At 72.1% G+C, this 14,571-nt stretch carries 13 protein-coding genes and 1 riboswitch; of the genes, 10 read left to right on the forward strand and 3 right to left on the reverse strand.

Features of this window, described 5'->3' with window-relative positions:
* Window positions 1-36: 36 nt before the first annotated feature.
* Window positions 37-216 (reverse strand): antitoxin, encoded by a 180-nt coding sequence (locus WN71_RS36485; RefSeq protein ID WP_046589879.1) that lies wholly within the window; start codon window positions 214-216, stop codon window positions 37-39.
* Window positions 217-601: 385 nt separating this feature from the next.
* Here WN71_RS36485 and WN71_RS36490 point away from each other — a divergent pair, with 385 nt between their 5' ends.
* The gene (locus WN71_RS36490; protein ID WP_046589896.1) at window positions 602-1,336 is read left to right on the forward strand and encodes an HNH endonuclease family protein; all 735 of its coding nucleotides are present in this window, start codon (window positions 602-604) and stop codon (window positions 1,334-1,336) included.
* Window positions 1,337-1,369: 33 nt separating this feature from the next.
* Here WN71_RS36490 and WN71_RS36495 read toward each other — a convergent pair whose 3' ends face one another.
* Both WN71_RS36495 and WN71_RS36500 read right to left on the reverse strand, forming a co-directional pair.
* The gene (locus WN71_RS36495) at window positions 1,370-2,158 is read right to left on the reverse strand and encodes a hypothetical protein (RefSeq protein WP_046589881.1); all 789 of its coding nucleotides are present in this window, start codon (window positions 2,156-2,158) and stop codon (window positions 1,370-1,372) included.
* A 79-nt stretch (window positions 2,159-2,237) separates the two neighbouring features.
* Entirely contained in the window at window positions 2,238-2,948 is a 711-nt protein-coding gene (locus tag WN71_RS36500; protein WP_046589883.1) for a hypothetical protein, read from the reverse strand.
* A gap of 189 nt (window positions 2,949-3,137) precedes the next feature.
* Here WN71_RS36500 and WN71_RS36505 point away from each other — a divergent pair, with 189 nt between their 5' ends.
* From WN71_RS36505 to WN71_RS36545, 9 genes are all read left to right on the forward strand, one after another.
* A complete protein-coding gene (locus WN71_RS36505) occupies window positions 3,138-5,348 on the forward strand; it encodes an N-6 DNA methylase (protein WP_046589898.1) in 2,211 nt (736 codons plus the stop codon).
* 357 nt (window positions 5,349-5,705) lie between these two features.
* The gene (locus tag WN71_RS36510) at window positions 5,706-6,341 is read left to right on the forward strand and encodes a hypothetical protein (protein ID WP_046589886.1); all 636 of its coding nucleotides are present in this window, start codon (window positions 5,706-5,708) and stop codon (window positions 6,339-6,341) included.
* A gap of 38 nt (window positions 6,342-6,379) precedes the next feature.
* On the forward strand, window positions 6,380-7,864 hold the full coding sequence (locus WN71_RS36515; protein ID WP_276208143.1) for a serine/threonine-protein kinase: 1,485 nt from the start codon (window positions 6,380-6,382) through the stop codon (window positions 7,862-7,864).
* A gap of 153 nt (window positions 7,865-8,017) precedes the next feature.
* A complete protein-coding gene (locus WN71_RS36520) occupies window positions 8,018-8,845 on the forward strand; it encodes a glycoside hydrolase domain-containing protein (protein ID WP_046589889.1) in 828 nt (275 codons plus the stop codon).
* A gap of 154 nt (window positions 8,846-8,999) precedes the next feature.
* A complete protein-coding gene (locus WN71_RS36525; RefSeq protein ID WP_046589892.1) occupies window positions 9,000-9,641 on the forward strand; it encodes a SurA N-terminal domain-containing protein in 642 nt (213 codons plus the stop codon).
* A gap of 109 nt (window positions 9,642-9,750) precedes the next feature.
* Window positions 9,751-10,761, forward strand: a complete 1,011-nt coding sequence (locus WN71_RS36530; RefSeq protein WP_046589894.1) for a nucleoside triphosphate pyrophosphohydrolase — start codon at window positions 9,751-9,753, stop codon at window positions 10,759-10,761.
* 265 nt (window positions 10,762-11,026) lie between these two features.
* On the forward strand, window positions 11,027-12,304 hold the full coding sequence (locus WN71_RS36535; RefSeq protein WP_046590575.1) for a cytochrome P450 family protein: 1,278 nt from the start codon (window positions 11,027-11,029) through the stop codon (window positions 12,302-12,304).
* A gap of 152 nt (window positions 12,305-12,456) precedes the next feature.
* Window positions 12,457-13,383: a transglycosylase family protein gene (locus WN71_RS36540; protein WP_338058723.1), complete on the forward strand. Its 927-nt coding sequence runs from the start codon at window positions 12,457-12,459 to the stop codon at window positions 13,381-13,383.
* A 285-nt stretch (window positions 13,384-13,668) separates the two neighbouring features.
* Window positions 13,669-13,845, forward strand: a riboswitch (cyclic di-AMP (ydaO/yuaA leader).
* A 4-nt stretch (window positions 13,846-13,849) separates the two neighbouring features.
* A complete protein-coding gene (locus WN71_RS36545; RefSeq protein WP_046590577.1) occupies window positions 13,850-14,554 on the forward strand; it encodes a LysM peptidoglycan-binding domain-containing protein in 705 nt (234 codons plus the stop codon).
* The last annotated feature ends 17 nt before the right edge of the window (window positions 14,555-14,571 follow it).

Consider the following 14,571-nt stretch of genomic DNA (forward strand, 5'->3'; position numbering starts at 1 on the left):
GTGAGTCGATGTGCGTGCTGTGGTCAGTCTCCGGTCCTATGGCTGGTCGGGCCGGTCGCGGTCCATGCCGAGCTGCCCCTCGACGCGCTGCTGCGCGCTGTCGACCTGGTCCTCGTACTTGTTGCCCGTCCTCTCGTTGGCTTTCTTCTCCGCGGCGTCGGACATGTCCTTGGCCTTGTCCTGCCCTTGATGCCTGAACCTGTCGAAGATGCCCATCCAGAGCTCCTTCCGTCTCTCCGGAGGTGACTCACCACCGACGATACGCCCGGATGGGTGCTATGCCCATTTATGGACGGTTGCGGCCGGAACCTCTCCGGACCCTTCCGGACCTCTCCGCATTTCACCGGTTCTGCCTGCCAGTACCGTGAGCCCGAGCAATTCCGCACGTTCGAGGATGTCAAGGCGGCGAGCGGGGGAAGACGGCCCACAGAAGGGCCGGACAGGGGATTCAGGGGGAGGGACGCAGGTGAGGCGTGTGAGGGGCGGGGTCGTCGCTGTGACGGAGACGGTGGCACACGAGGGGCCGGGCGCCGGGCGGGCGGCCGGCCGGGGCGGAAGGGGCGCGCGGCGTACGCGGCGGGCCCTCGCCGGATCGGCGGCGCTGCTCGGGGTCGCGCTGCTGGCGACCGGGTGCAAGGACGTCGATCTGCCGGCCGCGGGCTCGGCCTCCGGGTCCGCCGCGCCGGCCTCCGGCGACGGCCACGCGGTGAGCCCGCTGGACAACCCCGACGGCACCAAGCCGGGGCTGGCGGCCATCACCTCGGCCGCCGACAAGGAGCGGGCCCGGGCGCTGATCAAGAAGGTGACCACCAAGGGCCGCGGCCCCAAGACCGGTTACTCGCGCGACCAGTTCGGCTACGCCTGGATGGACTCGGCCCCCGGGAACGTCCCCTTCGCCCACAACGGCTGCGACTCGCGCAACGACCTGCTCAAGCGCGACGGCGAGGACGTCCGCTTCCGCAGCGGATCCGACTGCGTCGTCGTCTCGATGACGCTCCACGACCCGTACACCGGCCAGACCATCGCGTTCACCAAGGCCCACGCCATCAAGGTCCAGATCGACCACGTGATGCCGCTCTCCTACGACTGGCAGATGGGCGCCGCGCACTGGTCGAAGGACAAGCGCGAGGACATCGCCAACGACCCGCTCAACCTCATCCCGGTGGACGGTCCCACCAACGGCGCCAAGAGCGACTCCGGACCGGCCTCCTGGCTCCCCCCGAACAAGACGATCCGGTGCTCGTACGCGGTCCGGGTCGCGCAGGTCTCCCTGAAGTACGACCTTCCGGTGACGACGGCCGACAAGGACGCGATGCTCCAGCAGTGCGGGGGGTGAGGGGCCCGGGGGACCCCTCGGCGGGGGCTGGGGTCAGCCGCTCAGCGCGTCGAGGTCGAGGATCTTCCCCGCCGGCTTCCTCGCGGCGACCGGCTTGTCGAACTCGCTGAAGGTGAGCGTGCCCGGGTCCTTCGGGGTCTCGCTGACCACCTTCAGCAGGTACGGCTTGCCCTCGGTGGCGACGTAGAGCGTGTAGCTCTCCTTGCCGTCCTTCTCGCGCACCACGATCGCCGGGGTGCCGTCGACCGTCGTGGTGGCGCCCCGGGTGGCACCGGCGTTCCCGCCCTTGGCCTCGGTGCCCGAGGCGCCGCTCAGCACGGTGTCCAGGTCGCAGAAACCGGCGATGTCCTTGGCGTCCTTGCCGGTCGCCGCCATCTTGGTCCACTTGCCGGCGAGCAGGTCCACGGCGGCGTCGGTGTCGGCCTTCGACTCGCCGTCGCTCTGCGCCCGCAGGAAGGCCTCGTCGTACTTCATGTAGATCGTGTCGCCGGTCTTGATCAGGTCGGCCTTGCCCTGGCCGCCCATGCTCATCGTGCCGGCGCACTCGCCCTTCTTGTTCAGGGCCATGTCGATGCGGATCGTGCCGGAGCTCTCGTCGTCGGCGACGTCGCCCGCCATGCGCAACGACGAGGCGCCGGTGGTGGCGTCGAGGGCCCGGTCGGCGATCTGGGCGCCGGTCAGGCCCGCGAAGGGCTCCTTCGGCTTGGTGGCGTTGATGTCCTTGCCCGTCGTGCTGCCGTCCGCCGAGTCCTTGCCGCAGCCGGTGAGCACGGTGGTCAGGGCGGCGGACAGGCACAGGGCGGCGAGTGCGGTGCGACGCATGGTGATTCCTCGGTGGTGTGTCGGGTGGTGTGGTGGTGGGGCACGGTCGCCGCGCGGCGGGGCCCCGGTCCCGGGTGGGTCAGGCCGTCTTCTTCCAGTCGCCGCAGCCGGACGTCTTGAAGTAGGCGTCCTTGGGGCCGATGGTCACGACGGCCGTCCCGGTCACGTTGTCGTTCGCGATGATCGAGTCGAGGCCGTGCTCGGCGTCCTTGGTGCGCTCCCAGTAGCAGCCGTCGTCCTTGTTGCCGGTGGAGCGGTAGGTGCCGGGGGCGATGTCGGTGCCGACCTCGAACATCCCGCCGTCCCCGGCCATACGGGTCCCGGGAGTGCCCTTCGCCTTCGCGTCGACGGTCTCCCAGTCGTTGCAGCCGCTCGACTTGAAGATCTTGTCGGTGGCCTTGACGGTGACGTAACTGGTGCCGGTGACGTTGTCGTTGGCCAGCAGCGAGTCCATCTCGCCGGAGGCGTCCTTGGCCCGCTCCCAGTAGCACATGTCGTCGGTGTTGCCGGTGGTGCGGTAGGTGCCCGGCTTGATGTCCTTGCCGACCCGGAAGTCGCCGTCGCCGCTGAACGCGGCCTTCTTCTTGGCGGAGTCCGTCTTGGCGGCGGTGTCCTTGCCGGTGCCGTTGTCGGTGTCCTTGCCGGTGCCGGACGAGTGCCGGGCGGAGGCGGAGGAGCCCTTGCCGTCCGAACCGTCGCCGTTTCCGCCGCCTCCGGCGTTCGCCGAGACGACACCGATGACGACGACCCCGACGACCGCGCCCAGCGCGATCTTGCCCTTCATGCCCATGACTGACCCCTCCCCGAAGGCGGCGACCGCCCCTCTCCGGCGGCCGCTCGTTCGCTGGGTCAATAACAGCATGACGTGTGAACCGAGTCAACATGATTCACGCAATGCGGTGTGTACACGCTCGTGAATGGGTCGATCTTGCGTACGTCGGTATGCTCGCTGCACACAGGAACGAGGGGAGTGGGCCGCGTGCAGGACAACGCCACCGAAGTGACCGCCGCCGGGATCGCCCGGCTGGCCGGCGTCGGCCGCGCCGCCGTGAGCAACTGGCGACGCCGGCACGCGGACTTCCCGAGGCCCGTGGGCGGCACCGAGACCAGCCCGTCCTTCGCGCTGGCCGAGGTCGAGTCGTGGCTGCGCAAGCAGGGCAAACTCGCCGAGGTCCCGCTGCGCGAACGCGTCTGGCAGCAGCTCGTCGGACACCCGGAAGGGCCGGTCACCGCCCTGGTGCACGCCGGGTGCGCGCTGCTGCTCATCCATGACCGGCCGACGGTCTGGCTGGAGGCGAGCGCGGGCTCGGACGAGCGGCTCGCCGCGATGCTGCCGGGCGCGCTGGAGGCGGTGCTCGGCCCGCGCTTCGGTGTGAACGGGCGTACCGGGGTTCACAGGCCGTCCGCTGCGGCGGGTCCGGGTGGTGTGAACACCCCGGGTGCTGTGAACCCGGCGAGTCGCGTGGACACCCCGAGCGGTGTGAACCCTTCGGTCCGTGTGAACCCGCAAGGAGCCGGACGCGGCGCGGGTGACGTCAGGCCCGGCGCGGCTGTGAACACCGCCCCTGCCGTTCACACCCCCACCGGGCCCGAACTCCTTCCCTCCGTGCCCCTGCTGCGGGGCGTGGCCGAACTCGCCGCCGAGACGGGGGCCCGGCAGACGTTCGAGTTCCTGCTCGGGCGCCACCTCGACGCCAACCCGCGCCAGTTCACCCTCACCCCGTCCGAACTCGCCCGCCTGATGGCCGAACTGGCCGGACCCGCCCGCACCGTGCTCGACCCGGCCTGCGGCACCGGCGCCCTGCTGCGCGCCGTCGCCGCCCGCCCCGACCAGGAGCTCTACGCTCAGGACAGCGCCGCCGACCTCGCCGCGCTCACCGCGCTGCGGCTCGCCCTGAACGGCCTGGCCGGCGTGCGCGGCGCGGTCGGCGACACCCTGCGCGCGGACGCGTTCCCGTCGCTGCGCGCCGACGCCGTGCTGTGCCACCCGCCGTTCAACGAGCGCAACTGGGGCCACGACGAACTCGCCTACGACCCGCGCTGGGAGTACGGCTTCCCCGCGCGCACCGAGTCGGAGCTGGCCTGGGTGCAGCACGCGCTGGCCCGGCTGCGGGAGGGCGGCACGGCCGTGCTGCTGATGCCGCCGGCCGCCGCGTCCCGCCGCTCCGGCCGCCGCATCCGCGCCGACCTGCTGCGCCGCGGCGCCCTGCGCGCGGTCGTCGCCCTGCCCGTGGGCGCGGCGCCGCCGTACAACATCCCGCTGCACCTGTGGGTGCTGCGGCGGCCCGGTGCGGCGCCCGCGCGGCCGGAGGTGCTGCTCGTGGACAGCGGGCAGTTCGCGGGGGAGGGGCGCGGCGGTCCCGACCTGGAGGCGGTGCGGGAGGCCGTGCTCGACGCCTGGCGCGCCTTCGACCGGGCCGGCGGCCTCGACGACCGGCCGGGTCTCGCCCGGGCGGTGCCGGTCATCGAACTCCTCGACGACGACGTGGACCTGGCGCCCGCCCGGCACCTCCCGCCGCCCGCGGCGGCCGACGGTGCCGAGCAGCTGGCGGCCGTACGGGAGCGGCTCGGCGAGACGCTGCGCCTGACCGGCGACCTCACGCCGCCCCCGCCGGAGTCCGCGCCACCCGCGCGCTGGCCGCAGACCACCATCGGCGAACTCGCCCGCGGCGGCGCGCTGGTGCTGCGCACCGGCGGCAGCGGCGGTGCCGCGCGCGGTGCCGTCCTGACCGACCACGACGTCCTGGCCGGTACGGCACCCTCGGGGACGCTGCCGGAGAGCGACGAGGAGGCCGTGTTCACCGAGGCGGGCGACATCGTCGTACCGGTGCTCGGGGGCGGCTCGGTGGCGCGGGTGATCGACGACGCGACGGCGGGCGCCGCCCTGGGGCGCAACCTGGTGCTTCTGCGCCCCGATCCCGCGGCGCTCGATCCGTGGTTCCTCGCCGGTTTCCTGCGCGGCACCGCCAACAACCGCCAGGCCAGCAGCTACGCCTCCACCGCGACCCGGCTCGACGTGCGCCGTCTTCAGCTGCCCCGGCTGCCGCTCGGCGAACAACGGCGCTACGGCGCACGGTTCCGCGCCCTCGACGAGTTCGAGCGGGCGCTGCGCCACGCGGGCCGGCTCGGGGAGCAGCTCGTGCGCGGGATGTACGACGGCCTGACGGACGGGACCGTGACGCCGGAGTGAGGGAGTGCGCGCTCGGCGCGCGCCTCGCACTTCACGCCGGGGTGAGGTGCGAGACGACGGCGCGTGTCTGATTGCACGCGCCGGGGTGACGCGTGAGGCGCCAGCGCGCGAGGTGATCCGCGCGCCCCTCGCGTACGCCTCCCCCGCGCGGAAGCCGCCGCTCCACCGATCCCCCGCGGCACCTGCGACATCATGCCGAGTGATCAGCACGACAACGGTTCGGTACAACCCGGGACCGCTCGTCGGTGTCGGCCTATACGCTCGAAGCGACAATCGCACGACCGGCGTTGTCCGCACGACCGGACCGCGCCCGACGGGCGTGCACGCAGGCGTACAACTCAGGCATCAGGAGCAGCCATGCAAGGCCACGGCTACGCACAGCCGGTGAAGCAGCCGCCCGCCACAGGGTGGCTGGTCTTCCTGCGTGTGCTGTTCGTGGTGGTCTCGTTCTGCAGTCTCGGCTTCCTGGCCTGGTCGATGCTGCTGCGCCTGGCGCTCGTGACCCGGAAGTCCCTGGACTGGGGCCTGTTCGTGGCGGTGCTGGCGGTCGACGTGCTCAGCGTCGTGCTGCTCGGCTCCGAGCCCGGCGACGAGATCCACACCACCGGCGGCTGGCTCGGGCTCGGCCTGCTCCTCGGCACGCTGGTGGCGGCGGTCGCGTACTACCTGGCGGCGGAGATCCGCCACTTCCATCAGCTGAGCCACGGCCCCGTCGGCTACCCGGCGGGGACGGCCGCGCCGGCGTACGGCTACCCGCAGGCGCAGACGCAGGTGCCGTACACCGCCACGACCGTGCAGCAGGGCCTGCCGCCCGTGCCGCGGATGCCCGCGCCGCAGCCGCCGCTTTCGCAGCCGGCCGTCCCGCAGCCGCCGGTGGCCGGTCCGCCGGCGCAGCACCCCGGGCCCGCCCGGATCGACCAGGTGCGGGCCGAGCTCGACGAGCTCAGTGACTATCTGCGCAAGCACGACGGCAACCACGAGGGCGGAAGGTGACCGTGGCGACAGGACGGGTCGTCGCCGACCGCTACGAACTGTCCACGCTCATCGGGCAGGGCGGCATGGGCCAGGTCTGGACGGCGTACGACCGGCGGCTGGACCGGCGCGTGGCGGTGAAGCTGCTGCGCCCCGACAAGGTGGCCGGCCAGGAGGCCGACGAACTGCGCCGCCGCTTCGTGCGCGAGTGCCGGGTGACCGCGCAGGTCGACCACCCGGGGCTGGTCACCGTGCACGACGCGGGCAGCGAGGGCGAGGAGCTGTTCCTCGTCATGCAGTACGTCGACGGCGCCGACCTCTCCGACCACCTGGCCGAGCACGACCCGTACCCATGGCAGTGGGCGGTGGCGGTGGCCGCGCAGTTGTGCGCCGTGCTGAGCGCCGTGCACGCCGTGCCGATCGTCCACCGCGACCTCAAGCCGCGCAACGTGATGGTGAAGCAGGACGGCACGGTCACCGTCCTGGACCTCGGTGTCGCCTCGGTGATGGACTCCGACACCACGCGGCTGACGCACACCGGTTCGCCCATCGGCTCGCCCGCCTACATGGCGCCGGAGCAGGCGATGGGCGGCGCGGTCGGCCCGTACACGGATCTGTACGCACTGGGCGTGCTGATGCACGAACTGCTCAGCGGCGACGTGCCGTTCGCGGGGTCGACGGCGCTCGGTGTGCTGCACCGGCATCTCTACGAACCCCCGCTGCCCGTGCGCCGGATCCGCCCCGAGGTGCCGGAGGCGCTGGAGGCGCTCGTGCTGCGCCTGCTCGCCAAGGACCCGCAGCACCGTCCGGCGTCCGCGCAGGAGGTGTACGAGCACCTGGAGCTGCTCCTGCCGGCGCGCGGGACTCCCACGGGGGCGCCCTTGGACCCCACGCGCCCCTTCCTGCGCCCGCACGCCCCCTGGCCGGACCGCGCGCGCACGCCCGCGCCCCAGCCCGCCCCCGTGGCGGCCGTACCGGACAAGCCCGATGTCGCCGCCGCCGTGGACGAGGTCAAGCGCCTCCTCGGGGAGGGCCGTATCACCCAGGCCGTCGACATCCTGGGCGCGATCCTGCCCACCGCGGCCTCGCAGCACGGGGAGCACTCCCCGGTCGTGCGCACCCTGCGCAAGCAGTACGCGGCCACGCTCATGGACGACGGGCAGTACCGGCGCGCGCTGCCCGAACTGCGCCGTCTCGCCGACGAACGCGCCGCCGAGGCCGGACATGCGGACCCGCAGTCGCTGCGCTTCCGCTTCGACGCGGCACAGTGCCTGGAGCAGCTCGGCGAACCGGCCGCGGCGCTCGCGGAGTACCGCGCGCTGCTGCCGTACTACGAGAACCAGTACGTCGCCGGGGACCCGGAGCTCGCCCACGACGTGCGCCGGCGCATCGGGCATCTCCTGCTCGCGCTCGGCGACCGCGCCGCCGCGCACGACACGCTCGCCCGGCTGCTCGTGGACGTGGAGCGGCTGCGCGGGCCGGTCCATCCGCTGGCCGCCGACATCCGGCGGACCCTGCAGTGGCTGGGGCAGGTGCGGGGCTAGATTTTGCCGTTCCCGAAGAGAAGTTTGTGATCTTCGAGGGACGGAGTTTCCCGAACGCTCTCCGAGCACCGGATAGCGTGCGGGCTCGTTTTGCCGCGAAGAATCAAGAAAAGCGCGCATCGACGTGCGCGCAGCAGGGGTGGGGATCGTTCAATGGCCGGACATCGGCAGTCCAGGAAGCGCAGATACATCACGTGGGCGGTTGCCGGAGCCGCGGTGGTCGCCGGGGCGGGCATCGCCGCGCAGACCTCCATGGCGGCCACCACCTGGCCCGCGCAGGCCACGTTCACCGGCCGCGCCTTCGACACCTGCGCCGCCCCGTCGCTGTCCGCCATGAAGGCGTGGCACACGGGCTTCTACGGCGCCGCCGCCGTCTACGTGGGCGGCAAGAACCGCGGCTGCGCCCAGCCCAACCTGACCGCCTCCTGGGTCAAGTCCGTGACCACGCTGGGCTTCAAGCTCATCCCGCTCTACGTCGGCGCACAGCCGCCCTGCCAGACGGGCTCCAACCCGGAGAAGATCACCGCCGCCACGGCCGGCTCGCTCGGCACGAGCGACGCGAACGACGCGGTCGCCAAGGCGTCCGCGCTCGGCATGAAGGCGGGCAGCGCGCTCTACCTCGACATGGAGTCGTACGACACCACGAACACCTCGTGCAACAACGCGGTGCTCGCGTACGTGCGCGCGTTCGACAAGCAGCTGCACGCGAAGACCTATCGCGCGGGCTACTACGGCTTCACCAGCTCCAGCGCCAAGGCGATCGCGAACGCGAGCGACAAGACGGACCTGCCGGGCAACCTCTGGTACGCGCTGTGGGACAGCAAGAACACCACGACGTCGGACTGGCCGTTCGGCGCGACCCAGTTCACCGGGCACAGCCGCGGTCACCAGTACATGGTCAACAGCAAGGAGAGCCGCGGCGGTTACACGATCACCGTCGACCGGGACGCGTGGGACGGTCCGGTGGCCATCACCGGCTGAGCACCAGGGCCGCGCGGGACGCGTGGCGGGCGCGGCGGTGCCCGAACCCGGGGTGAATCGTTGGTCGAATGGGTTGGCCAGAGCCGGTCAGCTGCCTACCATCGATCACCGCAAGACTTTGTGCACCGCCGCACAATCTCCTCGGGAGGTTCCCTTGCACCGCCGCCGTCGCACCGCGCTCCTGCTGTCCGCCGCGATCGCCGCGGCACCTTTGCTCACCGCCTGTGGAAGCGACGCGCATCCCGGCGCGGCCGCCGTCGTGGACGGCCGGCGGATCACCGTGGGAGAGCTTCAGTCCCGGGTGGCGGAGGTGCGCTCGGCACAGCGGGCCGCGGTTCAGGACGACACGCAGTACGCGCAGGTCGTCGCGAACACCGGCAGTCTCACCCGGGACACCCTGCACGAGATGGTGCTGGACGAGGTGCTGCACCGGACCGCGCAGGACGCGGGCGTCACCGTCAGCCGCAGCGAGGTCCAGCGGGAGCGGGCCGGTCTGGAGCAGCAGGCCGGGGGCTCCAAGGCGCTGGAGTCGGTCTGGCTGCAGCGCTACGGCATCGCGCCGGAGCGGCTGGACGACAACCTCCGGCTCCAGGTCGAGGCGAGCAAGCTCGCCACCGTGCTCGGCACCCAGGTCAGCGAGCCCGCCTTCTGGAAGGCCCTGTCCGACAAGTCGAAGCAGCTCGGCGTCGACCTCAATCCGCGCTACGGCACCTGGGACGTGCAGAAGAGCGGCGTCGAGGCGAAGGCGCCGTGGGTCAAGGACGTGACGGCGGCGGAGTCGCAGCAGACGGCGTAGCGGCGCGGAGGCCGCACCGGCCGGGGTGATGGTCGTACGAGCACACCGTCACCCCGGGCCTGTGGACAAAGGGCGCGGCCCTGTCCGCGCCGTGCGTTACGTTCGAAGCGTGAACACCACCAGCCCCGAAGGCGGCCTCGAGAACGGCCCGGCGGACACGCCCGGCCGGGTCGTCCTGCTCACCACCAGCCACCGCGTCGCGCCCGGCCTGCTGTCCTGGGCCGCCTGGCAGACCCTGCACGGCGCGGACCGCGTGCTGTGCGCGGACGGCGCGCACCCGCAGCTGCCGTATCTGCGGGAGGCCGGTATAGCGGTCGACGAGGCGGTGCCGAGCGCCGAGGAGCTCGTCGACGCCTGCGCCGGCGGCCGCACGGTCGTGGTGGTGGCCTCCGGCGAGGGCGAGCCGGCCCTCACCGACGGACTCGCCCGGCTCGCCGGTTCCGGCCGGGTGCGGATGCCCGAGCTGGAGCTGCTGCCCGCCTCCTACGACCTCCCCGGCGCGCGCCTGCTCGACCTCGTGCAGGTCATGGACCGTATCCGCGCCGAGTGTCCCTGGTCGTCCCGGCAGACCCACACCGGGCTGGCCAAGTACGGCATCGAGGAGGCGTACGAGCTGGTCGAGGCGATCGAGGCGGGCGACCGCGAGGAGCTGCGGGAGGAGCTCGGCGACGTCCTGCTCCAGGTGGTCTTCCACGCGCGGATCGCGGAGGAGGACCCCGAGACGCCGTTCTCCATCGACGACGTCGCCGGCGGCATCGTCGCCAAGCTGATCCACCGGCACCCGCATGTGTTCGGCGACGAGAGCGCCGAGACGCCGGAGGACGTGAAGGAGCACTGGCTGCGCACGAAGGCCGAGGAGAAGCGGCGCACCTCGGTGACCGAGGGCGTGCCGCTCGGCCAGCCCGGCCTCGCGCTGGCCGCGAAGCTGGTCTCCCGCGCCCGCACGGCGGGCCTGGACGTGCCGCTGCCCCAGGGCGAGGACATCGGCTACGAGCTGCTGGCGCTGGCGGCCCGCGCCGAGGCGGAGGGCGTCGACCCGGAGACCGCGCTGCGCGCGGCGGCCCGGGCGTACCGCGACGCGATACGCGCGCAGGAGGCACGCGCCGCGGAAGGAGCCTGACCACCGGGGGTGCGCCGCACACCCGCCCCGGTCCCCGGGACTCCGAGGGCGCCCGCCCCCGCGCACACGGGCACACTCGCCCCCGTCACAGGTCACCGGGTCATCGGGTCACCTGGTCATCGAGCGCGGTAGCCCCCGCGTACACGGGCACACCCGCACCGGTCACCCGGTCTCCGAGGGCGCCCGCCCCCCGCGCCCACCCCCCCCGGCACACCGGCACACCCGCCCCCGGGCCACCCCACCCCCCGCCGTATACCGTCGAGGAGTGACCGACCAGCCCGCCCTTCCCGATGCCGCGCCCGAGCTCTTCACCTGGGAGTTCGCCTCCGATCCGTATCCGGCCTACGCGTGGTTGCGGGAGCACGCGCCCGTGCACCGCACCACCCTGCCCAGCGGGGTGGAGGCCTGGCTGGTCACGCGGTACGCCGACGCGCGTCAGGCGCTGGCGGACGTCCGGCTCTCCAAGAACCCCGCGCACCACGACGGGCCGGCGCACGCCAGGGGCAGGACCGGGATCCCGGGCGAGCGCAAGGCGGAGCTGATGACGCATCTGCTGAACATCGACCCGCCGGACCACACCCGGCTGCGCCGACTGGTCAGCAAGGCGTTCACACCGCGCCGGGTGGCCGAGTTCGCGCCGCGGGTGCAGGAGTTGACGGACCGGCTGATCGACGACTTCGCACAGCGGGGGAGCGCCGACCTCATCCACGAGTTCGCCTTCCCGCTGCCCATCTACGCCATCTGCGACCTGCTCGGCGTCCCCCGCGAGGACCAGGACGACTTCCGGGACTGGGCGGGGATGATGATCCGCCACGGGGGCGGGCCCCGGGGCGGGGTCGCGCGGTCGGTGAAGAAGATGCGCGGCTATCTCGCGGAGCTCATCCACCGCAAGCGCGAGGCGCTGCCCGCCGAGCCGCTGCCCGGCGAGGACCTGCTGTCGGGTCTCATCAGGGCCTCGGACCACGGCGAGCACCTCACGGAGAACGAGGCCGCGGCGATGGCCTTCATCCTGTTGTTCGCCGGGTTCGAGACCACCGTCAACCTCATCGGCAACGGCACCTACGCGCTGCTCACCCACCCGATCCAGCGCGAGCGGCTGAAGGCGTCGCTGGACCGCGGCGAACACGCCCTGCTGGAGACCGGGGTGGAGGAACTGCTGCGCTACGACGGCCCGGTGGAGCTGGCGACCTGGCGGTTCGCCACCCGGCCGCTGACCATCGGGGGGCAGGACATCGCGCCCGGCGACCCGGTGCTCGTCGTGCTGGCCGCCGCGGACCGGGACCCGCAGCGGTTCGCCGATCCGGACGTGCTGGACCTCTCCCGCCGTGACAATCAGCACCTCGGCTACGGTCACGGCATTCATTACTGCCTCGGTGCCCCGCTCGCCCGGCTGGAGGGCCAGACCGCGCTGGCCACGCTGCTCACCCGCCTCCCCGACCTGGAACTCGCGGTGGTTCCGGGCGATTTGCGGTGGCGTGGGGGGCTCATCATGCGAGGTTTGCGCACCTTGCCCGTGAAGTTCACGCCCGCCACGGGAAGATGACAGCTCTTCACGTCCTGTGACCTTCACGTGATCTGTGCGGCATTAACTTGTGACAAGTGATCGTCTGACGCTAACTTCACTCGTCAACGCGGCTCCGCGATGCACCACGGCGGCCGCCGCGTGGTCAGTGCTGTCTCGCGAAAGGCCCCTCCATGCTCTCCGGGAACGGTCGTCACCGTCGGCCCCGCCAGGCTCCCGCACTTCTCGTCGCGGCCGGAGTCACCGGCTCCGCCCTCGCCATCCCGCTCCTCGCGGCGGCGAGCGCGAACGCGGCGGACAACACGACCTGGGACAAGGTGGCCGGCTGCGAGACCGGCGCGGCCTGGAGCGCCGACACCGGCAACGGGCACTACGGCGGGCTCCAGCTCACGCAGAAGCAGTGGGAGGCGAACGGCGGCCTCGACTACGCCTCCAGCCCCGACCAGGCCAGCCGCTCCCAGCAGATAGCCGTGGCCGAGAAGGTCCTCGAGGACGAGGGCGCCGACTCCTGGGGCACCTGCGGGGTGCTCTACGACCTCGGCAAGAATGACGGCTCGGCTCAGATCGACACCGGTGTCGCGGGTGACGGCTCGTCCTCCTCCGACTCGGATTCGACTTCGTCGGACGCGTCCGGTTCGTCCGACTCGTCTGCTTCGCCCGACTACTCCAACTCCCTCGGCCTGGAGGACTCGTCCAGCGGCACGGCCTCGTCGTCGGACACCGCGACGAGCGACCCCTCCGCGTCGCCGTCCGCGTCGGCCTCCGCGGACGCGAAGGACAAGTCGGCCAAGTCCGGTTCGTCCGACTCGTCCACCGATGTCAGCTCCCCGGCCGCGACGAGCTCGGCCAGTGACAACTCCGACAATTCCTGGCAGACCGGCGGTTCTTCGGCGCTGGTCGACACCGGCTCGCTCGGCTCCGGCAAGCACCGCGGCGGCAGCGCCGACGAGGACTCCGCCGCCGACACCGCGAGCGCCTCCGGCGGCAAGCACGCGGCCAAGGGCGACACGGACTCGAAGGAGAGCGCGGACGACGCCGACGCCGCCCTCACGGCGGACTCCCTCGCGGCCATCGTCGACTCCCTTGACTCCCTTGGCTGATGGCGCGCCCCACGCGCCACGGGCGGGGGCTCCCCGGCGCTGACCGCGACGGCGTCCTGGCCGGTCAGACCCTGTGACTCGGTGCCTAAACGGGCCAAACCGAACGGGAGTTGACGCCCCGTTTCGAGTGCAATGTCCGTTTTGGTGAAAGTGTGGGATGAGTCTCAGAAGCCCTGATCGTCTTTGAAATTCCTTGGAGCGCGTGTCTACGGTCATGACCGCTCGGCAACCCGAGCCCCGGTGCCGCAACGCCGAATCCTGCCAGCGGCCGTCCGGGAACAGTCGTCGCGTCAAGCGCCGTAGGCAGGAGCGGGGGACCCAAGGTAAGCGCCGGTTCCCAGCAGTTGGGGCTGCTGGATCCGGCTTGGGGTGAAGCCACGCCTTCCGTGCGGAAGGGGTGGCCGGGCAACTCAACCGGCCCGAACCCGACAGCTCACCTCGCAGGCGTCGGTGAGGGGATCCATCCATGCTGTTCTCCAGCAAGGGCAAGCACCGTCGTCCGTCCAAGGCCACCCGCGCCGTCGCCATCGCCGGTGTCACCGGCGCCGCGATCGCCGCGCCGCTGATCGCCTCGGGCACCGCCTCCGCCGCGACCGCCTCCGAGTGGGACGCCGTCGCGCAGTGCGAGTCCGGCGGCAACTGGGCCATCAACACCGGCAACGGTTACTACGGCGGCCTCCAGTTCTCCGCCTCCACGTGGGCCGCGTACGGCGGCACGCAGTACGCCTCGCAGGCCAACCTGGCCACCAAGGCGCAGCAGATAGCCGTCGCCGAGAAGGTCCTCGCCTCCCAGGGCAAGGGTGCCTGGCCGGTCTGCGGCACGGGCCTGTCCAGCACGCCGTACAACGGCGCCGCCGCCTCCTCGAGCAGCAGCTCCTCCAGCTCCAGCAGCTCCTCCGCCGGCAGCAGCTCCTCCGCGAGCCGCTCGACCGAGAAGCAGGCCGCCTCCCGGTCCGCCGCGCGCCCGGTGCAGAAGACCGTCACCACCCCGACCGGCAAGAAGGTCGAGAAGGGCGACGGCGAGTACAAGGTCGTCAAGGGCGACACCCTCAGCTCCATCGCCGAGAAGCACAAGGTCAAGGGCGGCTGGGCGAAGCTGTTCAAGCTGAACAAGGGCGTCGTCGAGGACGCGAACCTGATCTACCCTGGTCAGCAGCTGCACCTGAAGTGATCGTCCCGGTCGCCGGC

Source organism: Streptomyces mangrovisoli, from assembly GCF_000974985.2.
Lineage (GTDB): Bacteria > Actinomycetota > Actinomycetes > Streptomycetales > Streptomycetaceae > Streptomyces > Streptomyces mangrovisoli.